The organism is Streptomyces sp. NPDC031100 (assembly GCF_055570785.1).
Map to the genome: position 1 here is coordinate 332214 of NZ_JBVIGN010000009.1, position 26362 is coordinate 358575.

General features: G+C 71.6%; 23 protein-coding genes and 2 pseudogenes. 10 read left to right on the top strand and 15 right to left on the bottom strand.

Features of this window, described 5'->3' with window-relative positions; all coding sequences use genetic code 11:
* Positions 1–383: 383 nt before the first annotated feature.
* Positions 384–641 (top strand): annotated as a pseudogene (locus tag ACZ5DS_RS26135) (SDR family NAD(P)-dependent oxidoreductase); the annotation flags it as partial.
* Between the two features lie 202 nt (positions 642–843).
* Positions 844–1629, top strand: a complete 786-nt coding sequence (locus tag ACZ5DS_RS26140; protein ID WP_468242834.1) for an SCO2400 family protein — start codon at positions 844–846, stop codon at positions 1627–1629.
* A 13-nt stretch (positions 1630–1642) separates the two neighbouring features.
* On the opposite strand, the gene ACZ5DS_RS26145 is transcribed toward ACZ5DS_RS26140, so the two are convergent.
* Both ACZ5DS_RS26145 and ACZ5DS_RS26150 read right to left on the bottom strand, forming a co-directional pair.
* Positions 1643–2359, bottom strand: a complete 717-nt coding sequence (locus tag ACZ5DS_RS26145; protein WP_468242836.1) for a TIGR03943 family putative permease subunit — start codon at positions 2357–2359, stop codon at positions 1643–1645.
* Positions 2356–3399, bottom strand: coding sequence for a permease (locus tag ACZ5DS_RS26150; protein ID WP_468242838.1), 1044 nt, complete (start codon positions 3397–3399; stop codon positions 2356–2358). Before ACZ5DS_RS26150 ends, ACZ5DS_RS26145 begins: the two co-directional genes overlap by 4 nt.
* Positions 3400–3563: 164 nt before the next feature.
* Here ACZ5DS_RS26150 and ACZ5DS_RS26155 point away from each other — a divergent pair, with 164 nt between their 5' ends.
* Positions 3564–5396 (top strand): NAD-binding protein, encoded by a 1833-nt coding sequence (locus ACZ5DS_RS26155; RefSeq protein ID WP_468242841.1) that lies wholly within the window; start codon positions 3564–3566, stop codon positions 5394–5396.
* 32 nt (positions 5397–5428) lie between these two features.
* Here ACZ5DS_RS26155 and ACZ5DS_RS26160 read toward each other — a convergent pair whose 3' ends face one another.
* Positions 5429–5803: a hypothetical protein gene (locus tag ACZ5DS_RS26160; RefSeq protein WP_468242844.1), complete on the bottom strand. Its 375-nt coding sequence runs from the start codon at positions 5801–5803 to the stop codon at positions 5429–5431.
* Between the two features lie 103 nt (positions 5804–5906).
* On the opposite strand from ACZ5DS_RS26160, the gene sigJ reads away from it, so the two are divergent.
* The 3 genes from sigJ to ACZ5DS_RS26175 all read left to right on the top strand — a co-directional run bounded on the left by sigJ (position 5907) and on the right by ACZ5DS_RS26175 (position 9069).
* Positions 5907–6824, top strand: coding sequence for an RNA polymerase sigma factor SigJ (sigJ, locus tag ACZ5DS_RS26165; RefSeq protein WP_468242847.1), 918 nt, complete (start codon positions 5907–5909; stop codon positions 6822–6824).
* A 105-nt stretch (positions 6825–6929) separates the two neighbouring features.
* A complete protein-coding gene (locus ACZ5DS_RS26170) occupies positions 6930–8120 on the top strand; it encodes an NAD(P)/FAD-dependent oxidoreductase (RefSeq protein ID WP_468242849.1) in 1191 nt (396 codons plus the stop codon).
* A gap of 10 nt (positions 8121–8130) precedes the next feature.
* A complete protein-coding gene (locus ACZ5DS_RS26175) occupies positions 8131–9069 on the top strand; it encodes a sigma-70 family RNA polymerase sigma factor (RefSeq protein WP_468242852.1) in 939 nt (312 codons plus the stop codon).
* Positions 9070–9130: 61 nt separating this feature from the next.
* On the opposite strand, the gene ACZ5DS_RS26180 is transcribed toward ACZ5DS_RS26175, so the two are convergent.
* On the bottom strand, positions 9131–10936 hold the full coding sequence (locus ACZ5DS_RS26180) for a S9 family peptidase (protein ID WP_468242854.1): 1806 nt from the start codon (positions 10934–10936) through the stop codon (positions 9131–9133).
* A 150-nt stretch (positions 10937–11086) separates the two neighbouring features.
* Positions 11087–12721 carry an IS200/IS605 family accessory protein TnpB-related protein gene (locus tag ACZ5DS_RS26185; protein WP_468242857.1) on the bottom strand — a complete coding sequence of 545 codons (1635 nt, stop codon included), beginning with the start codon at positions 12719–12721 and terminating at the stop codon, positions 11087–11089.
* 236 nt (positions 12722–12957) lie between these two features.
* On the opposite strand from ACZ5DS_RS26185, the gene ACZ5DS_RS26190 reads away from it, so the two are divergent.
* Positions 12958–13755, top strand: a complete 798-nt coding sequence (locus ACZ5DS_RS26190; RefSeq protein WP_468242860.1) for an SURF1 family protein — start codon at positions 12958–12960, stop codon at positions 13753–13755.
* On the opposite strand, the gene ACZ5DS_RS26195 is transcribed toward ACZ5DS_RS26190, so the two are convergent.
* The 4 genes from ACZ5DS_RS26195 to ACZ5DS_RS26210 form a co-directional block, all read right to left on the bottom strand.
* Complete coding sequence (locus tag ACZ5DS_RS26195; protein ID WP_468242862.1) at positions 13756–14820, bottom strand: hypothetical protein; 1065 nt, start codon at positions 14818–14820, stop codon at positions 13756–13758. It lies immediately after the preceding gene.
* 80 nt (positions 14821–14900) lie between these two features.
* Complete coding sequence (locus ACZ5DS_RS26200; protein ID WP_468242865.1) at positions 14901–15584, bottom strand: SigE family RNA polymerase sigma factor; 684 nt, start codon at positions 15582–15584, stop codon at positions 14901–14903.
* 322 nt (positions 15585–15906) lie between these two features.
* Positions 15907–16986: an aspartate-semialdehyde dehydrogenase gene (locus ACZ5DS_RS26205; RefSeq protein WP_468242867.1), complete on the bottom strand. Its 1080-nt coding sequence runs from the start codon at positions 16984–16986 to the stop codon at positions 15907–15909.
* Positions 16986–18257: an aspartate kinase gene (locus ACZ5DS_RS26210; RefSeq protein ID WP_468242869.1), complete on the bottom strand. Its 1272-nt coding sequence runs from the start codon at positions 18255–18257 to the stop codon at positions 16986–16988. Before ACZ5DS_RS26210 ends, ACZ5DS_RS26205 begins: the two co-directional genes overlap by 1 nt.
* A gap of 210 nt (positions 18258–18467) precedes the next feature.
* Between ACZ5DS_RS26210 and ACZ5DS_RS26215 the strand changes: the two are divergent.
* Positions 18468–18625 (top strand): annotated as a pseudogene (locus ACZ5DS_RS26215) (winged helix-turn-helix domain-containing protein); the annotation flags it as partial.
* A 116-nt stretch (positions 18626–18741) separates the two neighbouring features.
* Here the strand turns inward: ACZ5DS_RS26215 and ACZ5DS_RS26220 are convergent.
* Positions 18742–19365, bottom strand: a complete 624-nt coding sequence (locus ACZ5DS_RS26220; RefSeq protein ID WP_468243015.1) for a TetR/AcrR family transcriptional regulator — start codon at positions 19363–19365, stop codon at positions 18742–18744.
* A gap of 163 nt (positions 19366–19528) precedes the next feature.
* Between ACZ5DS_RS26220 and ACZ5DS_RS26225 the strand changes: the two genes are divergently transcribed.
* Positions 19529–19957, top strand: a complete 429-nt coding sequence (locus tag ACZ5DS_RS26225) for a nuclear transport factor 2 family protein (protein ID WP_468242872.1) — start codon at positions 19529–19531, stop codon at positions 19955–19957.
* A gap of 239 nt (positions 19958–20196) precedes the next feature.
* On the opposite strand, the gene ACZ5DS_RS26230 is transcribed toward ACZ5DS_RS26225, so the two are convergent.
* The 5 genes from ACZ5DS_RS26230 to ACZ5DS_RS26250 all read right to left on the bottom strand — a co-directional run bounded on the left by ACZ5DS_RS26230 (position 20197) and on the right by ACZ5DS_RS26250 (position 25346).
* Positions 20197–23196 (bottom strand): tetratricopeptide repeat protein, encoded by a 3000-nt coding sequence (locus tag ACZ5DS_RS26230; RefSeq protein WP_468242874.1) that lies wholly within the window; start codon positions 23194–23196, stop codon positions 20197–20199.
* A 42-nt stretch (positions 23197–23238) separates the two neighbouring features.
* Complete coding sequence (locus ACZ5DS_RS26235; RefSeq protein WP_468242876.1) at positions 23239–23550, bottom strand: trypco2 family protein; 312 nt, start codon at positions 23548–23550, stop codon at positions 23239–23241.
* Between the two features lie 141 nt (positions 23551–23691).
* Entirely contained in the window at positions 23692–24354 is a 663-nt protein-coding gene (locus ACZ5DS_RS26240) for a DUF5063 domain-containing protein (protein ID WP_468242879.1), read from the bottom strand.
* Positions 24347–24946, bottom strand: a complete 600-nt coding sequence (gene recR, locus ACZ5DS_RS26245) for a recombination mediator RecR (protein WP_468242881.1) — start codon at positions 24944–24946, stop codon at positions 24347–24349. Before recR ends, ACZ5DS_RS26240 begins: the two co-directional genes overlap by 8 nt.
* A 55-nt stretch (positions 24947–25001) precedes the next feature.
* Positions 25002–25346, bottom strand: a complete 345-nt coding sequence (locus tag ACZ5DS_RS26250) for a YbaB/EbfC family nucleoid-associated protein (protein ID WP_468243017.1) — start codon at positions 25344–25346, stop codon at positions 25002–25004.
* Positions 25347–25597: 251 nt separating this feature from the next.
* On the opposite strand from ACZ5DS_RS26250, the gene ACZ5DS_RS26255 reads away from it, so the two are divergent.
* Positions 25598–26347 carry an SLATT domain-containing protein gene (locus ACZ5DS_RS26255; protein ID WP_468242883.1) on the top strand — a complete coding sequence of 250 codons (750 nt, stop codon included), beginning with the start codon at positions 25598–25600 and terminating at the stop codon, positions 26345–26347.
* The last annotated feature ends 15 nt before the right edge of the window (positions 26348–26362 follow it).

Genomic DNA, 26362 nt, shown 5'->3' on the forward strand with positions numbered 1-26362 from the left:
GGGGGGTCTTGTTTGCTTTCGCGGGAGAAAACCCCCACCCCCCCCTTCTTTTCATCCCCCCCGCTGTTTCTCTTGCCCTGTTGCTTCCCCCTCCCCCCCCCCCCCCCCGGACCCGCGGCCACCGTCCCTGTCCGCCACCAAGGCACGAAGGTGTCCATGCTTCCCGCCGCCCTCCAGCAGGCCCCACCGTCCCGCCCCCGGCGCACCGACCGGCCCGGACCGCAGGGGAGGGCGAGACGCCGGGCCCCGAGCGGCCTGTTCGAGCCCGTCCAGCTCGTCCGCGCCTTCCCCGAGACACTGCGCAAACTGCACCCGCGCGCCCTGGTCCGTAACCCGGTGCTCTTCGCCGTCTCCGTCGGCGCGGCTCTGACCACCCTGTCGGCGACGCGCGCGTCACCGCGGTCTCCGTGCACCCCGGCGTGTGCGACACGGCCCTGCTGCCGCTCTACGCCCACGAGGGCGTCTCCGCGGCCGACGGGTCCGGGCACGTGGTCCGGCTGTGCGACCCGGCGGTCGAGATCGTCAACGGCGCGTACTACGACCGCGACGAACGCGTCGACCCGGCCCCGGCGGCGACCGAGGACCGCACGATCAAGCGCCTCAACAAGCTGGCGGACCTGCTGGTCGGCCGGACCGCTTGAAGAACCCGGCAAGAAGAAGGCCGACCAGCACCGGGTCCGTCCGCGTCTACCCCCGGTTCCGCAAGGGACACGAGTCACCCATGAATCCCCTGTGAATGTGTGCAGTAGTGCCACAAGGGCCGCACACCGTCTTCCGAAAGCCCCGCTAGCGTTCTGGCCGCTCGATCCCACGTGCGAACGCGTCGACTCAGGAAGACCCCACATGGACTACTGCTCCTCGTGCCGTCGGCATCTGAACGGCGCCCTGGTGTGTCCCGGCTGCGGCGCGTACGCCCCGGACATAGCCCCGCACAGGCCCACGGCCGTCCCCGCGGCGCAAGCCGCCGGCTGGTACGACGGTCTCCCTGCCGAGCCCACACCGCCTGCCGTGGACGAGGCTCCGTCCGACGACACGGCCGGCCTTCCCGCTGCCCCGCAGGGCCGGGCGGCCCGGCGCCGCCAGCTGGCCCGCTGGAAGAAGAACAAGCGCCGGGCCGCGGTCGCGTCCGCCGTCGCGCTGGTCGGCGGCGGGCTCACCCTGGCCGCACTGGACCGGCAGTCCCCGGACCGGGCCCAGGCGGCCGCGGCGCCGGACAACCGGCCCATGGGCGCCGCGGACGAGCAGGCCGGCGCCGATGCCCGGCCGGAGTCGACCGCACCCAGCACGCCTCGCCCGCCGCACACCACCGCCCCTGCCCGGCACCGGGCGCCCAGCGCCCCGCGCGGCCACACCCTCGCCGCGGCCCCGCAGAACACCCACCCGGATGCGGCCGCCGCCCCGCTGCCCGCGCAGCCGCCGGCGGCCGTACGGCACCAGATCGCCGCCCCCGTCCACGGCACCACGACGACCACCCACAGCGACACGGGCACGACGGCCCAGCAGCCGTCCACCCCCGCCCCCGCCCCCTCGACCACCAGCGGAACGGACTCGAGCACGCCTCGGACGAGCCCCTCCCCGGCGGCGACCTCCCCGTCCCAGCTCTGCCTGCTCGTGGTGTGCCTGGGCTGACGGGGCTCTCGCCTCAGTTGTTCCAGCTCTCGTCGTACGGGTCGTGCGGGGTCGGTACCGGCCTCGCCGCGGTGACGTTCAGGTACGGGATCGGGCCGTTGTTGACCGGGTCGTGGGTCAGCCGGGGGCTGTAGGTGCCGGTGACCTCCAGCCAGGCGTCCGGTTGCAGGACCGGGGGCAGCTTGCCGGTCAGGGCGATCTTCACCGGCTGGGCGTCCGCCGCGCAGCAGTTGAGGGCCATGCGGACCAGATAGGGCGCGCCGGAATGGTCCAGGGCGAGGAAGCCGGTGACGCGGACGGGGCGGCCGTGCAGGGAGCGGCCGTGGCCGTAGGCAGCGCGGGACGCGTAGTCGACCACGCTGAGCGGGACCGCGTCACCCGCGGGCAACCTGCCGTAGCCGTACGGCTGTTGCAGTGCGGTGCCGGTGCGCAGGGCGCTGTAGGAGCCCAGGGCCGGCGGGGCTACGAGGATCAGCGCGAGCAGCGGGAGCACGAGGAGCCAGGAGATGCGGGGCTCGGGGTGGGTGTGGGCGGTGGCCTTCGCCGCCTTGGCGCGCCTGAGCTCGTACCACGCCGTCGCCAGCGCCGCCGCGATCAGCACCGCACCCGACGCCAGCAGCAGCGGCTGCAGGCCCGCCTTGACGTAGCGCAGATAGAGGTCGGTGGCGCCGGCGTGGAGCAGGGCACCGCCGAGCAGGAACAGCACCGCCGCCTGGGCCTGGCGGTTCACAGAAGCACCGTCCCGGTCAGTACGGCACCCGCGACCGCCAGGGCGAACGTGGCGGGGGCGAAGCGGAGGGCGAAGGTACGGCCGAAGGTGCCGGCCTGCATCGCGAACAGCTTGAGGTCGATCATCGGGCCCACCACCAGGAACACCAGCTTGGCCGTCAGGGAGAACTGGGTGAGGGAGGCCGCGACGAACGCGTCCGCCTCCGAGCAGATGGACAGGAGTACGGCCAGTACGGCGAGGGCGAGGACGGAGACCAGGGGGTTGTCGGCCGCGGTGCGCAGCCAGGTCGCCGGGGCCACCGCCTTCAGCGTGGCCGCGGCCATCGCGCCCAGCACCAGGAAGCCGCCCGCGTGCACGGTGTCGTGCCGGACCGAGTTCCAGAACGCCTCACCCCTGGTCGCGCCCTCGTGCGCTCCGTGGGCCGGCGGGCGCAGCCAGTCCGTGCGGCCCAGGCGCTGCCACAGCCAGCCCATCGCGCAGGCTACGAGGAGGCTGGCGAGGAACCGGGCCAGGACCATCTCCGGGTTGCGTGGGAACGCGACGGCCGTGGCGGTCAGGACGATCGGGTTGATCGCGGGGGCCGAGAGGAGGAAGGCCAGGGCTGCCGCGGGGGTCACGCCCCTGCGCACCAGCGCGCCCGCCACCGGCACCGAGGCGCACTCGCAGCCCGGCAGCACCGCGCCCGCCATCCCGGCCACCGGTACGGCCAGGGCGGGCCGGCTCGGCAGGGCGCGGGCGAAGAAGGACGGGGGTACGAAGACCGCGATCGCCGCCGAGAGCAGGACCCCCAGGACGAGGAAGGGCAGCGCCTGGACCGTCACGGCCACGAACACCGTCGTCCAGCTCTGCATCAGCGGGGTGCCGAGGACCCCGCGGATCGGGGACTGGGCGAGCACCGCCAGCAGCAGGGTCATGGTGAGGATCAGCGGCGAGCTGGGTTTCCGGCCCTCCCCGCCGGGCTGTTCGCCGGACGGACGCGCCGACCGGCCCGCCCGGTCCCGCTCGGTGGCGCCGGGCGGGGCGTCTTCGGTGATGGCCACGCGTGGGTACCTCCGGCTCTGTGCTCCCTCTCCCTCCCCATCAATACGCCACCGGGGGCACGCGTGTTCACCCCGTTGCTGGAACCACCTGTCTCCATGGGGCAGTCTTTTCCCTTGTGGTGAGCGTTCCTCAGCAAGGTGGGCCCGGCGTCCGGGCGGCGCACATGGTGGTGTGCGGTGACGACGGGCTCGCGCACCGGCTGGCCGCCGAGTTGCGCGGAGTCCACGGCGAGCAGGTCACCCTCGTGGTGCCGCCGAACGAGCGCACGGCACGGCCCCCGGTGGTCGGGCGGGCCCGTGCCGCCTCCGCCGCGCTGCTCGACCGGATGGTCAACGCCGCCGTCGGACGCGGCGGCAACGGCACAGGCGGCACGACCGGGAACGGCGCAGGTGCCGGCCGACCCGACGGCGAACGGGTGTTGGAGGCCGCCGACCTCACCGAGACGGTGCTCGCCGAGGCCGGAGTGGAGCGGGCCACCGCGCTGGCGCTCGTCCATGACGACGACGAGACCAACATCCGGGCCGCGCTGACCGCCCGCCGGCTCAACCCGCGCCTGAGGCTCGTCCTGCGCCTGTACAACCGGCGGTTGGGCCAGCACATCGAGGAACTGCTGGACCAGGCCGCCGCGTTGGCCTACGGCGCGGGGACGGACGGCCCGGAGGCGTCCACGACCGTGCTGTCCGACGCCGACACCGCCGCGCCCGCGCTCGCCGCGGCCGCCGTCGCCGGCACCACCAAGGTCGTCCAGACCGACAGCCTGCTGCTGCGGGCCGTGGAGCGGCTGCCGGCCGCGGACGGGCGGCTCGCCGCTCCTGGGCTGTGCACCCTGGCGCTGCTCTCGGAGACCGGCACGGGCCCCGCCGGGGCGGACGAGTCCGGGGGCAACGGGGAGCAGGGGCCCCTGCTGCTGCCGGACGACGAGGAGGTGCGGCAGGCCTCCGGGCGGGCCGCCGTGGTGCTGGAGCAGGTGTCGTCCTCCGACGGTCCCGCATCGGCCGCCACCGGGCGCGGGGTGGGGGTCGTACCGCCGCTCGCCTCCCTCTTCTCGCGGCGGCTGCGGTGGTCGCTGGCCGGGCTCGTGACGTGTGTGGTGGCGCTCGCCGTCGCGCTGTGGCTGGTCACGGGGATCCATCCACTGGGGGCCTTCTACCTGACGCTGCTGGATCTGTTCGCGATCGACAATCCGGCGCTCGGGGCGTCCCTCGGTCGGCAGATCCTCCAACTCCTGTCCGGGCTCACGGGCCTGCTGTTGCTGCCGGTGCTGCTGGCGGCGGTACTCGAGGCGCTCGGCACCTTCCGGACCGCGTCCGCGCTGCGGAAGCCGCCGCGCGGGCTGGGCGGGCATGTGGTGCTGCTCGGGCTCGGGAAGATCGGCACGCGGGTGCTGACCCGGCTGCGGGAGCTGCACATTCCCGTGGTGTGCGTGGAGTCCGACCCGGAGGCGCGGGGGCTTGCGACCGCGCGGCGGCTGCGGGTGCCGGTGGTGCTGGGGGATGTCACGCAGGAGGGGGTGCTGGAGTCCGCGAAGATCCATCGGGCGCATGCGCTGCTCGCGGTGACCAGCGCGGACACGACGAACCTGGAGGCCGTGCTGTACGCGCGGAACGTGCGGCCGGATCTGCGGGTGGTGCTACGGCTGTACGACGACGACTTCGCCACCGCGGTGTACCGGACGCTGCGGGCCGCCCATCCGCAGGCCTCGACGCGGAGCCGGAGTGTGTCGCACCTGGCCGCCCCGGCGTTCGCGGGGGCGATGCTGGGGCGGCAGGTGCTGGGGGCGATCCCCGTGGAGCGGCGGGTGCTGCTGTTCGCCGCGGTCGAGGTGGCCGGGCACGCGGAGCTGGAGGGGCGGACCGTGGCGGAGGCGTTTCGGGCGGGCGCCTTTCGGGTGCTGGCGCTGGAGGGCCGGGCTGATGTGCCCGCCGACTATGTGCTCCGCAAGGGGGACCGGGTCGTGGTTGCCGCTACTCGCCGGGGGCTGGCCGAACTGCGCTGACCGCCCAGGGGGCTCCGGTCCCGCATCGGACCTCAGCGCCGGGCCAGGGCCAGCACACTCAGACCGAACATCAGGACACCCAGGGGGAGATGGACCGACGGGACGTGCGCGATGCCGAGCACGACCTGGACCGAGGCGAGGACGAGGAAGCCCGACGCGTGCCAGACAGGCCGGGGCGAGCCTCCGCCGGGCTTCCACGCCAGCACCGCCGCGAGCACGTACAGCATCGACGCGCCGTACATCACACGGGCTCCGACACTGTGCAGCGTCTCTCCGTAGGACGAGGTCAGCAGCAGTCCGGCGGAGACCGCCTGAAGGAAGATGGTCAGGGTCTGCAGGGCGATCGCGATCTTCAGGAACGAGGAGCTGCGCTGTCCGTTCGTCGTCGCCGTCACCTGAGTGGCCATGTCTACAGTCCCCTTTTCCGCCCTCGGGCAGTAGATCGATAAGGTCTCACCAGCCCGACGACGCGGGCCTGCGAAAGGTAAGGCGAGGGGGGCGGCCGGAAGCATGGCGAGTGTCGGGACCAGCACAGACGAGACAGTCGGCGAGCGACGCCAACTGATCAATGTCGCTTACCGGTTGCTCGGTTCGGTGACCGAGGCCGAGGACGCCGTACAGGATGCCTACGCACGCTGGTACGGGCTGCCACGAAGCCGGCAGGAGGAGATCCGGTCCCCCGGCGCCTGGCTGACGACGGTGACCAGCCGCATCTGCCTGGACCTGCTCGGCTCGGCGCGGGCCCGCCGTGAACGCTATGTCGGCGCGTGGCTGCCCGAGCCGCTGCCCGACCGCACCGAGTGGGACCATGCGGGCGGCGCCGGCCCCACCGGCCCTGCAGACCCCGCCGACCAGATCGTCCTGGACGAGTCGGTGACCATGGCCTTCCTCGTCGTCCTGGAGTCGATGACGCCCGCCGAGCGGGTGGCGTTCGTCCTGCACGACGTCTTCCGGTACCCGTTCGCCGAGATCGCCGACGTGCTCGGCCGGACCCCTGCGGCCTGCAAGCAGCTGGCGGCCTCCGCCCGGCGGCGGGTGAGCGCCGCGCGCGCTCCGGTGACGGCGGCCGGCCAGGCCGACGTGGTGAGGCACGTCAAAGAGGCATGGGAGACCAAGGACATCGCAGCCCTCGTCGGTCTCCTCGACCCGGCCGCCGTGATGACTGCCGACGGCGGCGGCATGGTCGGCACGGTCCTGCGCCCGGTCGAGGGCGGCGCGCGCATCGCCCAGTACATGGTCGCCATCGCCGACAAGGCTCCGGGGCTCGAACTCCTGGAGCGGTCGGTCAACGGTGTCCCGGGCCTGGTGGCCCTGCGTGCCGGCGGCGTCGTGACCGTGGCCTCGTTCGACGTCTCCGACGGGCGCGTCACCCGGATCTGGGCGGTCCGCAACCCGGAGAAACTGCGGCCGTGGGCGCGGGAGGGCTAGCCGGCCCTTGCCCTTGGTTCGGTGACCCACGTCACACCCGGCTCCTGTCAGCAATCGGGGCGCTGTCTCGTTCAAGGGGCACGCGAACGAGACAGGAGCAACGCCATGAAGCACCGCATCGTCGTACTCGGCGCCGGATACGCCGGGGCCTTCGCCGCCGGAAACCTGGCCCGCCGGCTCTCCCCCGCCGACACCGAGATCACCGTCGTCAACGCCGTGCCCGACTTCGTTGAGCGGATGCGGCTCCACCAGCTCGCGATCGGCCAGGACCTCGCGTTCCGCAAGCTCGCCGACGTCTTCGCGGGCACCGGGGTGCGGCTGCGCCTGGCGCGCATCACCGGCGTCGCCCCCGAGCGCAGGACCGTCGCCGTGACCGGCGAGGACGGCGACGGCGAACTCGCGTACGACACGCTCCTCTACACGCTCGGCAGCTCCATAGCCCACCATGGCGTCCCCGGCGTGGCCGAGTACGCCTTCGATGTGACCGGCCTGTCCTCGGCGCTGCGGCTGCGCGAACGCCTGGCCGGCCTGGGCGCGGGCGGCACCGTGCTGGTCGTCGGTGAGGGGCTGACCGGCATCGAGACCGCCACCGAGTTCGCCGAGTCCCGGCCCGACCTCTCGGTCGCGCTCGCCGCCCGCGGCGAGCTGGGCGCCTGGCTCTCCCCGAAGGCCCGCCGTCACCTGCGCCAGGCCTTCGACCGGCTCGGCATCACCGTCCACGAGCACACCGGCATCGAAGCCGTCGAGCCGACACGGGCGATCGCCGCCGACGGTACGTCCGTCCCAGCCGACGTGACCGTGTGGTCGGCCGGGTTCGCCGTGCACCCCATCGCGGCCGCCAGCGACCTGGAGGTCGCCGAGACCGGCCAGATCGTCGTCGACCGCAGCATGCGCTCGGTCTCGCACCCGGACGTCTACGCCGCCGGTGACAGCGTCTACGCGATCGGCGAGAACGGCCGGCCGCTGCCGATGTCCTGCGCCTCGGCCGGCTACACCAACATGCAGGCGACCGCCGCGATCATCGCGCGCCTGACGGGCGGCAAGGTCCCAACAACCGGGCTGAAGTACCACGGCAACCACATCAGCCTCGGGCGGCGGGACGCGATCTTCCAGATGGTGGACGGGGACGTCCGGTCGAAGTCGTGGTACCTGGGCGGCCGGCCCGCCGTGCGGCTCAAGGCGGGCATCCTCAAGGGGGCGGGGTGGAGCATCGCCCACCCGACCTTCGGCATGCCGAAGCGCAAGCGCCGCCTGGCCACCGCGCCCGGCCGGGTCGGTGTGAGGGTCGCCGCATAGGCTGCTCCGCATGGACAGCGCAGCCGTCGATCGGTTCGAGGCCAGCCGGGGCCGGCTGGCCTCGCTGGCGTACCGTCTGCTCGGCTCGGCCGCCGACGCCGAGGACGCCGTGCAGGACACGTTCCTGCGCTGGCAGGCCGCAGACCGCGAACGGGTCGAGGCGCCGGAGGCCTGGCTGACCAAGGTCGTCACCAATCTCTGCCTCGACCGGCTCCGCTCGGCGCAGGCGCGCCACGAGCGAGCGGCCGGTGCCTGGCTGCCCGAGCCGCTCCTGGAGGGCGACCCGATGCTCGGCCCTGCCGATACCTTCGAGCAGCGCGAATCGGTGTCCTTGGCCGTACTGACCCTCATGGAGCGCCTCTCGCCGGTCGAGCGGGCCGCTTACGTCCTGCGCGAGGCCTTCTCGTACCCCCACGCCGAGATCGCCCAGATCCTCGACATCACCGAGTCCGCGAGCCAGCAGCATGTCCACCGGGCCCGACGCCGGATCGCCGCCGAGCGCCGCGGCGGCGACGAGGTGGATCCCGCGTCCGCGCGCCGGATCGTCGAGGAGTTCCTCGTCGCCGCCACGTCGGGGCGCACCGAACGCCTGGTGGCGATGCTCACCGCCGACGCGACGGCGGTCTCGGACGGCGCCGGGCTGGCCAGGCGGCTGCTGCGGTACGAGACGCGCGAGCGCGTCGCCTCCTACGTGCGGGCCGGCTTCAAGCCCACTCCGGCGAAGCGGCGGCTGGCCGGCGGCTCCCCCGCGATGCACATCGTGCTGGTCAACGGCTCCCCGGCCGTCCTCGCCGTGGTCGACGGCCGGGTCGTGGGCGCCGTGGTGTTCGAAGTCGGCGACGGCAAGGTCGCGTCCCTGCGCGGCATCGCCGCCGCGGACCGGCTCGCGCGCCTCAACGAGGCCTGGCGGCAGCACGAACCCGAAGCTCCGGTCATCAACGCGTGGTGACCGGAGCCACCGGAGTCCCCTGCTCGGGTGGGTTTCGGGCTCGGCCGGTCGGCCAGGCGCCCTAAAGCCCCACATGCCTCCCCGCGAACTCCATCTCCAGTCTCACCTGCTTGATCCGCTCGTCCACCACCAGTGAGCCGTGGCCCGCGTCGTAGCGGTACACCTCGTGCACGGCGCCCCGGGACTCCAGGCGCTTGACGTAGTTGTCGATCTGGCGGATGGGGCAGCGGGGGTCGTTGACGCCCGCGGAGATGTAGACGGGGGCCTTGACCTGGTCGACGTAGGTCAGCGGGGAGGACGCCTCGAAGCGCTCGGGGACCTCCTCCGGCGTACCGCCCAGCAGCGTGCGGTCCATCGCCTTCAGGGCCTCCATCTCGTCGTGGTACGCGGTGACGTAGTCCGCGACCGGCACGACCGCGATGCCCACCGCCCACGCCTCCGGCTGGGTGCCGACGCCGAGGAGGGTGAGGTAGCCGCCCCAGGAGGCGCCGGTGAGGATCAGCCGGGCGGGGTCGGCGAGGCCGGAGGCGATCGCCCACTCACGGACGGCCGCCACGTCCTCCAGCTCGATCAGGCCGACCCGGTGCTTGAGGGCGTCCGTCCAGGCGCGGCCGTACCCCGTGGAGCCGCGGTAGTTGATGCGGATCACCGCGTAGCCGTGGTCCACCCAGGCGGCCGGGCCCGCGGCGAAGGAGTCGCTGTCGTGCCAGGTCGGACCGCCGTGCAGATCGAAGACCGTGGGGAGCGGGCCGGTCGTGCCTGCCGGCTTCTGGACCAGGGCGTGGATGCGGCCGCCGGGGCCCTCCACCCACACGTCCTCGACCGACACGGACGGCGGGCACGTCATGCCGGGCGGGTCCAGGACCACCCCGCCCGTCGTGGAACGGACCACGGGCGGCTCGGCGGCCGACGACCACAGGTACTCCACGCTGCCGTCGGGGCGGGCCGTCGCCCCGGAGACCGTGCCGGGCGGGGTGGGGATGCGGGTCAGCTCGCCGGTCCCCAGGTCGTAGCGGAGCAGCTCGCTGCGGGCCTCGAAGCCGTGGACGACGAGCAGGGCGCTGCCGTCGGGATACCACTCGGCGCTGACATCGCCGGGCAGGTCGAGGTCCAGGTCCGTCTCCTCGCCCGTCGCCACGTCCCACACCAGCGGCTCCCAGCGGCCGCGGCGCTGGTGGCCGATGAGGAGGCGGGTGTCGCCGTCGACGGGAGCGAACCCTAGGACCTCCAGGCCCAGTTCCTCGGTGCCGCCCTTGGTGTCGTCCAGCTCGGCGACCGTCGTGCCGTCCGGGCGCAGCACGCGCAGGGCCGCGTGCATGGCGTCGCCGTGCTCGGTGTGCTCGATCGCGATCAGGGAGCCGTCGTAGGAGAGGTCGCCGACGCCCGCCGACTCGCGGTGCCGGTAGATCTCGGCCGGGACCTCGCCCTCGCGCGCGAGGTGGATCGTGGTGCCCTCCTCGTCCGTGGAGCGGCCGACCACCGCCGTACGGCCGTCGCGGGCCAGGGCCAGGCCGGCCGGGTAGGAGGGCTCGAGGCCGGGCACGGCGGTCTCGTCCGCCCCGCCCCCGAAGGGCTGGCGGCGCCAGCTGCCGAACTCGTCGCCGTCCTTGTCGTCGAACCACCAGATCCACGCGCCGTCCGGGGTGAGCACGCCGTCCGTCGTGCCGTTCGGCCGTTGCGTGGCCTGGCGCTGCCCGCCCGTCGCCCGGTCCCAGGCGTACAGCTCGTAGGTCCCCGTCGCGTTCGACACGAACAGGGAGCGGTCCGGCGCATCCTCCGCCCAGTCGGGCAGCGAGACCCGCGGCGCCCGAAAGCGCTTCTCCCAGTCCGGCATGTCCGGTGTCTCCGGCGTCCTGCTCTCACTCATGGCCCCAGTCATGCGCCCATACTGCCTGGCCCCACCCACAATCCGCCGACGGGTATACCCAGCCTGTGGATAACTTCCCGACCATGCCCACCGACTCCGCACACACGTCCGCCCCCGAGCATGCCGGTCAAGGGGGCTGACACACCGTTTCTAAAGACTGAGCGGGAGTGAGTCCTGTTGCCAGGACGCATGCTCAGCCGCGTGCCCCGAACGGTGTTGGGCACGCTGGTCGCCCGCTTTCGCTCCGCGCCCGGGCGGCACGCATCTCGTGCGTGGTCCGGGAATGCGGGGGCGGGGTCCCTCACGCCGTCGGGTGGCCGGTCCGGCCTGGGCGGTCCGATGCCCGTACCCATCGCTCTGGTGAGTACGGGGCGGTGCCGTCCGTCGCCGGATCGGGAGCCCCAGGGCGCGCCGTCCGATCGCCACGGCCGCAGCGTCGTGGCGAGTGGTTTTGCGGGTCTTCGTGGTCAGGGGCTTTTGCCAGTGCTGGGCGCCCCACATCGAGGTGTAGGCCGGGTCGACCGCGACAATCGCGAGGTCCTGCTCGGCGGCCATGGCCACCAGCCGGGCCTTGAGCTTCCCGGTCGGAAAACGTGAGATCAGGCGACGGAAACGCTTGTTACGGCCGTGTCTCTCCCGGGACCTGCCGTCGGTGAAGTCGAGGTCTTCGATCGCGATCGCCCCGGCCCCACGGTGGCGCGTGTGGTGCAGCAGCCGAGTCAGCGCGTGCCGGATCTGCGCATCCCGGTGCGCAGCGTTACCCGACAGGTCGTAGAAGAAGCGCCGGGGCTCGCCGACCGGGTTGCCGCATACGTCGACGTGCCAGGCGGCGAGGTGGTCGTCGTTCATGTCCACCGCCACCACGCCCCGGGCAAGTGCCGCCTCCAAGGGCAGCCTCGGAACGGCGGCACGTTGCCAGGAGGCGGTCAGATACCAGCGGCCGCGCACGATGTCGTGGTGGATGCGGTAGGCCACCGCCCGGTCAGCGGTGACGCGATCGAGCCATTCCTCGGCCCGGTGCTGGAACTCCACCACCGCATCCAGCACATACCGGCCGTGCGGGGCGTTCGCGAGATGGGCCAGGGCGGCGGGGAGCCTGATCGAGATGTGCCCGGTATCGGTGACACGGATGGTCTCGTTGCCGCAGCGCTTGCCGGACTCCCCGTCGGCAGCCAGGAACATCCGCGCCGCCTGCCACCGCTCCCGCCACGCCTGCTCGTCCAGCCCAGCCTGGTCCAGGTGATGGCGCAGCCGGGTGAGCTGCTTGCCGCCGCGCACCACGCGCACCCGGCCCGCTGCCCAGTCCGCCTCCACAGCCGTCAACCGGTCCTTGAGCGCGTGCAAGCGGCGGGACTTGGCGTGCCACTCCGCCCGCGAGCCGTAGCCGCGCGGCAGCCGGGCACGTTTGTCGGCCTTGGCGCCCAGCGGCCGCGCCAGCCGGGCCTCGATCGACATGATCTGCCCGCGCAGCCAGGCCATCTCCGCCGCCTGGCCACGCCGCGCCAGCGCCCATTGGTCGTGCGTGGCCTTGGTGATGCTGCCCGCCCAGCGCGCCGACGAGCGCCCGGTCAGCCCCCTCTTCCGCCCCGCCCACGCGCCGGCATCGTGGGCCAGGCCCTGCCCACAGCGCACCGCGAGATCCCCTGCGGCCAGAGAACCGAGGAATACCCCGACCTCGCGAAGTACCACGGCATCTGTCACCGACACACGCAGCCGGGCCCGGATCGCCACCCCAGAGGGGCCGGGCACGACGAACGGCGCCGCCAGCTCCCGCAGCCCGCCCACCGTGCCCCCGTACCGGTATCGGAGATCCTTTCATCGCACCCAACGACCTGCCGCCCTTAAAGGTCACACATTCGATGCCAGAACTCCTGTCCCCTCACAGAGACTCGCACGCGCCGCCCGGACCGGATCACCCACACTCACTCATGCATGCCAGAACGCACTCGGACTCAGCGAAACTCCAGCAGTACCCAACCCCCCGCCCAAGCCCCCGGCACAAGCGCCGTACCGTTGAGGGCGTGTACCGGTTTCTGCTGACACCCCGCTGGTGGGGCATCAACGTCTTCGTGCTGCTCGCCATCCCGTTCTGCGTCTTCATGGGGTCGTGGCAGCTGAGCCGGTTCGAGGGGCGGGTGCAGGACCACCGCGCCGCGACCGAGCAGGCCGCCTCCGACCGGCACGAGACGGCCCAGCCGCTGGCCCGGATGCTGCCCGTCGACAAGAGCACCTCGGGACGCCGGGTCACCGCGAGCGGCCGGTACGGCAAACAGCTCCTCGTGCCGGGCCGGGAACTGGACGGCAAGCGCGGCTTCTACGTGCTGACGCTGCTGCGCACCGACTCCGGCAAGGCCCTGCCCGTGGTCCGTGGCTGGCTGCCCGGCGGGGCGGACCCCGCCAAGGCCCCCGCCGCGCCCGTCGGCGAGGTCACCGTCACCGGCGCGCTGCAGGCCTCCGAGACCCCGGGGGACAACGGGGTCAGCACGCAGGGCGGGCTGCCCGCCGGCCAGACGGCCGCGATCAGCTCGGCCTCGCTGGTGAACCTGGTGACGGACAAGCTGTACGACGCCTGGGTCACCCTCGACAAGGCCGACGCGGGGATGAAGGCCGTGCCCGCGACCGCGCCGACCGGCACCGGTCTCGACCTGAAGGCGTACCAGAACCTCGGCTACACCGGGGAGTGGTTCGTCTTCGCGGGCTTCGTGGTCTTCATGTGGTTCCGGCTGCTGCGCCGCGAGGTGGAGTTCCAGCGCGACGCGGCGCTCGGCCTGGTGCCGAAGGAGCAGGACAACGCCTCCAGCCCGGCCGCCACCGTCTGACTACGACCCCGCCAGCACCCCGGTGTAGTACACCGTCCCCGCGCACGCGTTGGGCACGGTCGCCGAGATCGAGGGCGCGCCCCCTTGGGCGGTGTGGGTGACGAGGACGCTGCCGTCGGCCGTCCCACCGTCCTCGGTGACGAGCTGGGTCGTGGCGCCCGAGGAGGTGCCGGTGTCCGTACTCCCGCCGGTGCTCACCTCCTGGGTGGGCGACGGGTCGGGCGAGGGACCGCCGCTCTCGGAGCCGGTGGTGCCGCCGCCGGTGGTGGGGCAGGTCTCGGAGGGCACGAAGGCGAACCTCTCCTCGTAGGCTGCGCCCGGCTGGAGGACCAGCGTCGTGACCTCCAGGGAGGGGTCGGGCAGGGTGGCCGCCGCGTCCCCGGAGACATGCCGGGCACCGGTGACCTTGGCCGGATCCGCGGCGCCCTGGGCCAGGACGCCGACCGTGCCCGTGCCGCCGACGGTGCAGCCCTTGGTGGAGACGTTGGTGATGCGGAAGGTGCCGTAGACGGCACCCGCGGAGTCGGGCGCGTCGACGCTCTGCGTGGCGCTCAGCTGGGCCGCCGTGCACACCGGGGCGCCCGCGGCCACGGTGGCGGACGGGTTGGCGCCGCCGGTCGAGCCGGTGGCGTTGCCGCCGGTCTTGCCCTGCTCGCCGCCCTTGCCGGTGTCCTTGCCGGGTCCGGGGGTCTGGCCGTGGGAGCCGCCGACGCTGCTGGAGCCGCCGTCGGGGTTCTTGCCCTGGGTGGTGCCGCCCTGGGCCTGGGAGGTCTGCCCGGCCATGGCGGTGTTGGGGTCGGTGCCGCCGGAGCCGGAGACGTGGATGAGGGCGGGGACCGCGGTGCCGATGAACAGGGCGGCGGCCGCCATGCCGACGGCGGCCTGGCGCTTGCGCGCCCGGCGTGCGGGCACCGCGCGGCGCAGATGGTCCAGCGTGCCGGTGCGCGGCTCGATGTCGTCGACCGCCGAGTGCAGCAGCCGGCGCAGGTCCAGCTCGTCCGGGTCGAGCCCGCCCGGGCCCGGGCCGAGCCCCTCGGGGCCCTGTTCGTCGGGGCCGTGGTTCACAGTTCCGTTCCCAGCGTGCGATTGCGTGTGCTCTTCGTCGAGGTGGGCTTCATGGGAATCGCCCCCTTCGGGTTGCTCGCTCATGCCGGTGCCTCCATGGCCCGCCGCAGCGCGGCGATGCCTCGCGAGCCGTACGCCTTCACGGAGCCCAGCGAGATGCCGAGCGTCTCGGCGACCTGGGCCTCGGTCATGTCCGCGAAGTAGCGCAGGACGAGGACCTCGCGCTGGCGGCGCTGCAGGCCCTTCATCGCCTTGATGAGATCGCGCCGCTCCAGCTGGTCGTAGGCGCCCTCCTCCGCGCTGGCCATGTCCGGCATCGGCTTGGAGAGCAGCTTCAGGCCGAGGATGCGGCGGCGCAGGGCGGAGCGGGAGAGGTTGACGACCGTCTGCCGCAGGTAGGCGAGGGTCTTCTCGGGGTCGCGGACGCGTTTGCGGGCCGAGTGGACGCGGATGAACGCCTCCTGGACGACGTCCTCACAGGAGGCGGTGTCGTCGAGGAGGAGCGCGGCGAGGCCGAGCAGCGAGCGGTAGTGCGCCCGGTAGGTCTCGGTGAGGTGGTCGACGGTCGTACCGACGACCGCAGTGTCCGCTCCGGCCGCGGTGCCTTCGGAGCCGTCACGCTGACTGGGTATGCGGGCGGGCCGCGCTGCGGGCATGGGCGCGATCACCGGCATGCCGCCGGGCATGCGCGGCCGGAGCGCCGCGCGGGGCGGGCGGAGCGCCGCGGCGCTGCGGGCCGCACTGAGTTCGAGAACCTCTGCCACGCCAGTTGGACACGTCTCCCCCCGTCAGGGTTGTACGTGCCGGGCGTCACATGTCCGACAACCGACGGTGCCTCAAGTGCCGTCATGCGTCCCGCTCTTCCCCTATGTCCTGTTTGAACGGGCGTCCCCACGCCCTGATCGCGGCGTCCCCACGCCAGGATCCTCACGTCTCACGCCCCGCAGGGGTGATCGCAAAGACGCTCCCCGCCCCCCGCACGGTTGCGGGGGGCGGGGAGGAAAATCCTCTGTTGCCGAGGTTCAAGGTTCAAGCGGTTTGGACCATGCTCCCGGCCACACTTCTTACATGGATCCTACAAACGTCCTAGGGACGGGCGGTCGTCTCTCCCGTGAACTCTGCCGCCACCAGCTCCGCGATCTGCGCGGTGTTCAGCGCGGCACCCTTGCGCAGGTTGTCACCGCAGACGAAGAGTTCCAGGGCGGTCGGGTCGTCCAGGGCCCGCCGCACCCGCCCGACCCAGGTCGGGTCGGTGCCCACCACGTCGGCGGGGGTGGGGAACTCGCCGGCGTCGGGGTCGTCGTAGAGGACCACTCCGGGGGCGGTGGCGAGGATCTCGCGGGCGCCGTCGACGGTCACCTCGCCCTGGAAGCGGGCGTGGACGGTGAGCGAGTGCGTGGTGATCACGGGCACCCGGACACAGGTCACGGCGACGGGCAGCTGGGGCAGTCCGAGGATCTTGCGGGACTCGTCCCGCACCTTCATCTCCTCCGACGACCAGCCGTCCTCCCGGAGCGACCCGGCCCACGGGACGACGTTCAGCACGACCGGCTCCGGGAAGGGCCCGGTGTCGTCCCCGACGGCCCGCCGTACGTCACCGGGGCTGGTCCCCAGCTCGGTCCCGGCGACCAGGGACAGCTGGGCCCTGAGCGTCTCCACGCCCGCGCGGCCCGCCCCGCTCACCGCCTGGTACGACGACACCACCAGCTCGCGCAGCCCGAACTCGGCGTGCAGCGCACCCAGGGCGACGATCATCGACAGGGTGGTGCAGTTGGGGTTGGCGACGATCCCGCGCGGCCGGCTGCGCACCGCGTGCGGATTGACCTCGGGGACGACGAGCGGCACGTCCGGGTCCATGCGGAAGGCGCCGGAGTTGTCGACGACGACCGCGCCGCGGGCGGCGGCGATCGGGGCCCACTCGGCGGCGACCTCGTCGGGCACGTCGAACATCGCGATGTCGACCCCGGCGAACGCGTCCTCCGTCAGGGCCTTGACCTCGACCTCCTCGCCGCGCACGGCCAGCTTGCGGCCGGCCGAGCGCGGCGAGGCGATCAGGCGGATCTCGCCCCAGACGTCCGCGCGCTGGGACAGGATCTGGAGCATGACCGCGCCGACGGCTCCGGTCGCTCCCACGACCGCGAGCGTCGGCTTCCCGGTCAGCGCCATCAGCGGCCCGTGCCTCCGTAGACGACGGCCTCGTCGGTGTCGGAGTCGAGGCCGAACGCGGTGTGCACGGCGCGCACGGCCTCCGGCACGTCGTCGGCGCGGGTGACGACCGAGATGCGGATCTCGGAGGTGGAGATCAGCTCGATGTTCACGCCCGCGTCGCTCAGCGCCTCGAAGAAGGAGGCGGTGACGCCCGGGTTGGTCTTCATGCCGGCGCCGACGAGGGAGATCTTGCCGATCTGGTCGTCGTAGCGCAGGGAGTCGAAGCCGATGCCGGGCTTGTCCTTCTCCAGCGCGTCGATGGCCTTGCGGCCCTCGGTCTTCGGCAGCGTGAAGGAGATGTCCGTCAGGCCCGTGGAGGCGGCGGACACGTTCTGCACGACCATGTCGATGTTGATCTCGGCATCGGCGATGGTGCGGAAGATCGCGGCAGCCTCACCCGGCTTGTCCGGCACACCGACGACCGTGATCTTGGCCTCGGAGGTGTCGTGCGCGACACCGGAGATGATGGCCTGCTCCACCTTCTGGTCCCCAATCGGCTCACTGCTGACCCACGTGCCCTGCAGCCCGCTGAAGCTGGAGCGGACGTGGATCGGGATGTTGTAGCGGCGGGCGTACTCCACACAGCGGTGGAGCAGCACCTTGGAGCCGGACGCCGCGAGCTCCAGCATGTCCTCGAAGGAGATCCAGTCGATCTTCTTCGCCTTCTTCACCACACGCGGGTCGGCGGTGAACACGCCGTCGACGTCGGTGTAGATCTCGCAGACCTCGGCGTCGAGCGCGGCGGCGAGCGCCACGGCCGTCGTGTCGGAACCACCGCGTCCCAGCGTGGTGATGTCCTTCTTGTCCTGGCTTACGCCCTGGAAGCCGGCGACGATCGCGATGTTGCCCTTGTTCAGCGACTCGCGGATCCGGCCCGGCGTGACGTCGATGATCCGGGCTTTGTTGTGGACCGAGTCGGTGATGACGCCTGCCTGGCTGCCCGTGAAGGACTGGGCCTCGTGGCCCAGGTTTTTGATCGCCATGGCCAGCAGGGCCATGGAGATACGCTCTCCGGCGGTCAGCAGCATGTCGAATTCGCGTCCGGCAGGCATCGGCGAAACCTGCTCGGCGAGATCGATCAGCTCGTCCGTCGTGTCGCCCATCGCGGAAACGACGACAACCACCTGGTTGCCGTTCTTCTTCGCTTCCACGATCCGCTTGGCGACGCGCTTGATGCCTTCGGCATCGGCTACGGAGGAGCCTCCGTACTTCTGCACGACAAGGCCCACGTGCGCTCCTCGCTCGGTTCGTTTGTGTCGGCTCAGTCTAACGAGCGTCCGAAATCCACCTTCCTGCTCCCGCATGGTGAGACATCCGGCGGTGGGAGGTCGACACGCCCGCGACCGGAACCTGCCCAGCACAGGGCACACCACGCGGAACGTGCCCCGGCTCACAGTTACGCCTGTGAATTAAGTTTCAAGCATTAGGTGAGTCCGGCGGAGGTCGCCCTGGCTCCCAAGGAGTACGACCTGCTCGCCTTCCTCACCGAGGAGCCGGGTGCGCTGATGTCGCGGGAGCAGAGATCATGGAAGCGGTCTGGGACACGAACTGGTTCGGCCCGACCAAGACCCTGGACGTGTGCTTCGCACCGGTTAGGGGCTGTGCAGCGGACGTACGATCCGGTCCAGCTCGGGCAGGGGTGTGCCGCGCCGGATGTGGTGAGTCCCGTAGGCGTGCCAGATCTCGGCGTTCACCGCCCGAAGCTACCCCGCCTCACCCACGCACAGACCCCGACTCACGAAGTGCCGTCTCCAGGAGTGCCCCCGCCGCCCACCGCATGATCTCCTTCGCCTCCTCGGGGGCGAGGCCGCAGGCGTCGCGGGTGGTGATGAGGGCCTCTACGCCGTAGACCAGCATGAGTGCCATCGTCAGGCGGCGCTGGTCGGAGGGCGGGAGGGTGTCGGCGAGGGGTTCCAGGGCCGTGCGGGTGAGGTCCAGGCGGGTGCGGTTGCGGATGGGGATCTCGTCGGCCTGCTCGCCCTTCCGGGCCTGCTGGGACCAGCGCTCCATGGACGCTCGCAGCAGCGCCCGCCACATGGCCTCGTCACCGAGCTGCATGTCCGCGACCCGGGAGACGACCGCGTCGAGCCGCTGCGCCGGGTCGGCCGGCAGGTCGGCGAGGACGTCCGGGGTGCGCAGGAGGGTCTGGGCCTCCTGCAGCAGCTCCGGGGGGCTGGAGAAGTAACGGTACGCCGTGGCCGTCGACACCTGTGCCGCCTCCGCGGCGTCCGCGATCGTGACCGTCCGCCCCTCGCGCAGCAGCGTGACGGCGGCGTCGATGAGGGCGCGCCGGGTGCGCAGCTTCTGGTTCCGCCGCCCGTCGCCCACGCCTCTCACACCCTCGTGCGCTCCCTCTCTCGCGCCCTGCGTGCTCCGCGCGCCCCCGCCACTCATGAGAGTCTCCTCTTGTTGTGAGAAGTCTTTCTCATTACAGTAGCACTGTCTCACTACGGGGGCCGCGGCCTGCCCGGGCGCGCGGCGCGAGAAGAGAGGGGACTCCATGTCCTCCACGACCACACCCGCGGAAATGGAAGCTCTGATCCAGGCGCACATGGCCGCCGAAGGGCGCGGGGACCCGGAGGGATCGGTCGCCGTCTACACGGACGACATCGAGCACGACGTCGTGGGCGACCCCGGCGGCCCGAAGCACGGGATCCCGGCGGCGCTGGAGTTCTACCGCCAGCTGTGCAAGGACTTCCGCAGCGAGAAGGAGGAGCGGACCCACACGTACTACTCGGACGACGCCATCACCGTCGAGAACGTGATGACGGGAACGGTCCCGGGCTCCTTTCTCGGCATCCCCGGCAATGGCCGCCGCATCACCTTCCGCATCCTGCACGTCTTCGAGTTCCGCGAGGGAAAGATCTCCCGCGAGAACGTGTGGCTGGACGGCGCCTCGGTCATCGCCCAGCTGACGGCTCCCGCCTAGGAATACCAGCGTCGGCGGACGGTGTCCGCGGCGCCGCCGCCGCCCGGCCGAAGCCTCATCAGAACGTCCTGAAGGGTCGTGATCGGCAGATGCCGGGCGGCGAAGTCGATGCCTCTGCCGACAGGCCCGCGTCGGCGAGTTCGACGGCGGTGAACGGCATCCTTGACAGGGCGATACTTGACGAACTGCCACACCGTCAATCCCCCCACGCAAGGAACACCGCCCAGGCACGGGGAGTGCTATCCGACGTTCGGGTCCTGCGGGGGTCTTTGAGTCACGCTCAGCCGCCGCGGAGACTTCGGAAGTTCCCTGATCATGGAGTGCATCTTGTCCACGAACGCTTCGAACTGGCCCGGAAACGCCCTCGCTTGCAGGGAATCCTCGTCGGAAAACACCTTCGAGAGGCTCGGCCGAACCTGATCGAGATTCCCATCGGCGTTGAAGAACTCCAGGACGAGGTTCAGGCCACGTGTATCCATGTCCTGAGCACCCAGTACGCGTTCGCACACGGGGGCGGCCTGCTCCGCCAGCACCCGGGCACGTTCCGGGTCTCCGGACATGAAGTACGCGACAACGAGGCGCGCCTGTGCCCTGAGTGTCGCCTCGGCCTCGTCGCCCAGGGAGCGTCGGCATTCAGCGACGACCCGCTCCTCGCGAGCGACGGGATCCTCCCGATCGTCCGTGGCCCCGTTCGGCAGGGAAACCAGAACGGACTTGAGAGCTCGGAGGACGTCGGCGAATCCGTTCGAGTCGTCCATGACGTCAAAGAGCCGTTTGATCGACTCTCGGGTGCCGAAGAGCCCCAGCATGGTCGCCGTCTGCTCAACGACCGTGTTGACGCCCCGCGTAGCCTGGGTGACCGGGTGTTCCTCACCCAACTCCCGTTCACAGATGTCGAGATTGCGCTGCACAAGTGCGGACGCGGCCGCAGTCTCGCCCGCCTGTGCGAGAACCTGAACCAAGCCGTTGCGGGCCTCGATCGTGTCAGGGTTCGTCTCCCCCCGATCACGCTCCAGCCCGTCGAGCGCGTTCCGAGCCAGTGGCATCGCCCGGTCCAGACGGTTCGCTGCCGCGTACGCCCGTGCCAGGCTGATCTGCGCCTTGTGCGTCTCAGGCGATGTCGCCCCCAGCACACGCTCGCAATCCCCCACGACGCTCTCCGCCAGCCGGACCGCCCGGTCGAACTCGCCGAACTCCCGGTAGGCGTCCGCGCTCCAGCGCTTCACGACCAGCGTGGAGGGGTTCTCCTCACCGAGGATCCGCGCAGAAGAGCGCGTGGCCCGCTCCAGCAGGTTCCGGGCTGACTGCCTCCGTCCCTGGGTGCGCAGGAAGCGCCCCGCCCTCGCGGTGAGACGGGCAGTACTCTCGCTGTCGGTATCCGGGACGGCCTTTTCGAGCAGTGCCTCGACATGGGGCAGATTCCGCCGCCATACCGGCGCCTGCCACGCGTCGTCCTCCTGGTCGTCCGGCAGCGCCCTCAGCAGCAAGTCGACAGCCCGGTCCCGGGCGGCCGCCACAAGCTCCTCCGTTCGGTGCGGATCGTCCCGAAGGGGTGTCCTGGCCATCATCTGGACCATTCGGTGGACGTCGACGACCGGTCTCCGGTAACTGATCATGTTGTAGTCGTCGAGCAGCCCGAGGATCTCCGGCAGGTCGAGGGGATCGTCGACGTACGGGGCGATCAGATCACACGGCACGCCGGCCGGGGCGTACCAGGCGATGATGCGCAGGACGTCCACGGCGCGGGGCTCCCGCTCCTGGAGGGCGTCCAACGTGATCCGCCAGATGCGCGCCATCGTACGGCTGGGGTCGGTGCCATCGGGCGCCCTGCTCGTGACGCGGTCCGGCTGCCGGCCGAGGAGGGCACGGTACTCGGCAACGGTGTAGCGGGTCTGCGCGATGTAGGCACCCGCCTGGCCAAGCGCGATCGGCAGGTGGCCCAGGTCCTCCGCGAGTGCACGAGCGTCGTCGGCCTCGTCCTCGCTCACCCCCGCCAGGTCCAGGAGCAGGCTCCCGGCTGCCTCGGGCGCCAGCACCGGAAGCGGAGTCAGTGCGGTGTTCCAACCCCGCTTGAATCGAGTGGTGATCAAGAGCCGTCCGGCCTGGCGGAGTTGGCCGATGACGCGGTGGACATCGTCCGGCCACGTGGCGTTGTCGAATACCAGCAGCCAACCCGGGTGGGTCTGCAACCAAGTGATCGCCCAGGCGGCGGCGTCGTCCATGGTCTGACCGGCGGGACCGTGGCCACGAATACGGCGAGCGAGTTCGGCGAGGTCCGCTGTGATCGAGTCCGCCGTGTCCGCCCTGATCCACCACACCAGCCGACAGGCGTCCACGTGGCGGTGGGCGTAGTGCAACGCCAGCGTCGTCTTGCCCACTCCCCCAAGTCCGTGCACGGTCTGCGCGGCCGCCTCCGGATTCGTGGAGAAGCCGCGTTCCAGAGCAGCGAGTGCCGCGTCGCGGCCGACGAAGGCCGACGCGGGGAAGTCCGGCAGGTTGTTGAAGCCGCGGGGTACGTCGATGTCGTAGGCCGTGCGCGAGGCCGCGCCCTCCGGGGCGCTGACGTCTTCGAGGGTGAGTTCGCCGCCTGCAGCACGCACCGTCTCGGCGAAGCCGGGGCGGTCGACCAAAGCTGCCACGGAAACCGCTGTGAGCTGGTCGCCGGAGTAGTACCGGTCGCGATCGACGGTGACGATGCCGACGAGCCGCCGACGGCAGAAGAGCGCCGCGCCCGAGGCGCCGGTCCAGCCGTGGTCTCTGGGTTTGGCGACCTTGTCGAGGTACACGGTGATCAGCCCCCGGGACTTCAGCCCGGTCAGGGTCTCTATGCGGCCATTGATCTCTTTGGCGTCCCGGACCCGGTCGTGGCGTACCTCGGACTGCGGGAACCCGGTTCCCCTCACTCTGAGTTCCTCGTCGTCCGCCATCGGCCCGGCGCCGCCGACCTTGCCCCACCGCACCGGTTCCGTACTCGGCTCGGTCCACCAGGGAGCCGTGATACGAATCAGCGCCGCGTCCGCTTCCGGGGTGCGCAGTACGTCCGGGGAATCCTGCGGCCAGACCAGCTCTGCGGCGGCCCAACGAGGCGTACGCTCCGAATCGAGCGGTCTCACCTCCAGCGCACCGTGCACGTCGACATTGTGAAATGCCGTCAGCACAAGCCGGTCGGTGATGAGGTATCCCGTGCCCACCGCTTTTCCGGCCGGGTTCCAGATCTCCATGACCCGTCGCGTGTCCATACGCCCCCGTTGCCGCGCGCCCGCTGCCCCTGGCTGCCCGCGCTATGCGGGGCGTTCCTCGGCGTGCCCCTTGATGCGGAGGTCGTTTCCGTCCCCGTCCACGGGCTGAAGCGTGATCTTGACGCGGTTGGTCGCGCCCTTGGAGCGTGCCGCCTTGGCCTCCACACCGAAAGGCATGACCCTCACCTTCGCCCGCGCCTCCCCGTCGGTCTTCACGTCCACCGTGAACTCGACCTCCACCGGGCCGGTACGGAACCGGACGTCCTGTCCGCGGCCCTCCGCCTCGGCCTGCTGGAGCTCCCGCCGGATCGCCCCGATCGCCTCGGCCAGCCCCGCCCACGTCTCGTCCGCCACCAGGCGCGCTCCTTCATCCCCGTGCCTCCGCTTGCAGGGCGCAGCGTACCCACCGCCCACACGCATGCGCACTCAACAAGCAGACATACAACGGAAGATGACCGCCGCGCCGGTCAAGCCGCCCCGTGTGCCGGGCCGAAGTCACTTGGCCGGCCGCATCCCCAGGGGGCCGCCGATCTCCTTCGCCATGACCCTGCCCGCCTCGAACTCCAGGGTCTCGTCGCCCATGGTGGCCTGGTCGGTGTCGAGGCCGTCGAGCTCTTCCAGGGGCTGGTTGAGGCGGACGTGGGCGACCAGGGACTGGAGGGCGCGCAGGGCGGCGGAGGCGGTGCCGCCCCAGTTGGAGAAGTAGGAGAACTGCCACCACCACAGGGCCTCCGTGGTGCGGCCCGCGCGGTAGTGGGCCATGCCGTGGCGCAGGTCGGTGACGACATCGGCGAGGTCGTCGGAGATACGGGCCGGGACCGGGGCCTTGCGGGGCTCGTAGGGGTCGAAGACCTCGGAGTAGACGTCGACGGGGTCCAGGAGGCGGACCAGGTTCTCGCGGAGTTCGTCCACGTCCGGCTCGGGGCCCAGGTCGGGCTCGTAGCGCTCGTCGGGGACGATGTCCTCGTGGGCGCCCAGGCGACCGCCGGCCAGCAGGAGCTGGGAGACCTCCAGGAGGAGGAAGGGGACGGCCGAGTCGGGTTCGTCGCCCTTCGCCACCTCCGTGACGGCCACCAGGAAGCTCTCGATCTGGTCCGCGATCTGGACCGCGAAGTCGTCCGGGTTGTGACCGGTCGCGTGCAGCGTGGCGTCAGACATCTAGCAGTCGTCTCCCCTCGAAGGCGCGGCCGAGCGTGACCTCGTCCGCGTATTCCAGGTCGCCACCCACCGGGAGGCCGCTGGCCAGGCGGGTGACCTTCAGGCCCATGGGTTTGATCATGCGGGCGAGGTACGTGGCCGTGGCCTCGCCTTCCAGATTCGGGTCCGTGGCCAGGATCAGCTCCGTGACCGTCCCGTCGGCCAACCGCGCGAGAAGTTCTCGTATACGCAGGTCGTCGGGGCCGACACCCTCGATCGGGCTGATCGCGCCGCCGAGCACGTGGTAGCGGCCGCGGAACTCACGGGTCCGCTCGATGGCGACGACGTCCTTGGGCTCCTCCACCACGCAGATGACCGAAGGGTCGCGGCGCGGGTCGCGGCAGATGCCGCACAGCTCCTCCTGTGCCACGTTGCCGCAGGTCGCGCAGAAGCGGACCTTCGCCTTCACCTCGAGGAGGGCCTGGGCGAGCCGCCGGACGTCCGCCGGCTCCGCCTGCAGGATGTGGAAGGCGATCCGCTGCGCGCTCTTGGGACCGACGCCGGGCAGCCGCCCCAGCTCGTCGATGAGGTCCTGGACCACGCCTTCGTACAACGGACTGCCCTTCCTGGAGTCTTTCAGTACGTACCGTAGTTGGCCGCGGCCTGTCTTAGAAGGGCAGGCCGGGGATGCCGCTGCCGCCGCCCAGGCCCTGGGCCAGCGGGCCGAGCTTCTGCTGCTGGAGCGTCTGCGCGTTCTCGTTGGCCGCCTGTACGGCCGCCACGATCAGGTCGGCGAGGGTCTCGGTGTCCTCCGGGTCCACCGCCTTCGGGTCGATCTGCAGGGCGCGCAGCTCGCCGGCGCCGGTGACGGTCGCCCTGACCAGGCCGCCGCCCGCCTGCCCGTCGACCTCCGTGTTCGCCAGTTCCTCCTGCGCCCGCTGCAGGTCCTGCTGCATCTTCTGGGCCTGCTGGAGCAACTGCTGCATGTTGGGCTGGCCACCACCGGGGATCACGATCAGCTCCTGGTTCTTCGTCCGCGCGGTTGTTTCTCCGTTGTGCACGAGCCTACGTGGTCCAGGCGGCCATCGCCCCGCCACTCTTTCGAGTGAGAACAGGGCAGCCCTATACCTGATCAAGGCCCTCTTCTGGGCGGAAAAGATGGGAAAGCTACGTCCCCGCCACCCATTGGGCGGTAGGAAGGGTGCCGCGCGTCGGCATCCAATGTCACGCAATGTGACTGGTCGTGTTCAGTAGGGAGTGCCGGGTGGGTCAGCCGGAGATGCAGCCCGAGGGTCCGCCTCAGGACGGGTGGGGCGAGGGTGCGGCCGGGCTGCGGCCGGGCGATCTGACCGGGCGGGCGTTTCCGCTCGGGGACTGGGGCGAGCCCGCCGAGCGGCTCGACGAGCTGTACCGGTGGGTGGAGCGCGGGGCACTGCAGACGGCGTCCTGGTATCTGGCGGACCGGGTGTGGAAGCGGCGCGGGGCGCGGGCGCTGCGGGCCGGGGCGGCGACGGGGGCGGTCTTCGGGGCCGCGCTGCCGTTGCTGGATCTGACCGGGGTGGTCGGCGGGGTGGCGCCCTGGGGGTATCTGGCGCTCATGCTCGCGGTGGCGTGTGTCGGGGTGGACCGGTTCTTCGGGGTCACGTCCGGGTGGATAAGGGACGTCGCCACGGCACAGGCCGTGCAGCGGCGGTTGCAGGTGTTGCAGTTCGACTGGGCGTCGGAGAGTGTCCGGGAGGTCCTGGGGCCGGCGGAGGGGACGGCCGGCGAGGCCGCGGAGCGGTGCCTCGGGGTGTTGCGGCGGTTCTCCGAGGACGTGATGGAGCTGGTGCGGACGGAGACGGCCGACTGGATGGTCGAGTTCCGGACGGGGTCGGCACCCCTGGGGATCCAGGCGGCGGTGGCGTCCGGGGCACGGGCGGAGGGGGGCGGGCCTGTGGGAAGGTTTCCGCTGCCACCGGCGAACGGGACCCGTCCCAACATGCCACGGCAGCGACCGCCGGAGCCTCGGTAGGCGCCCTGGGGTGGG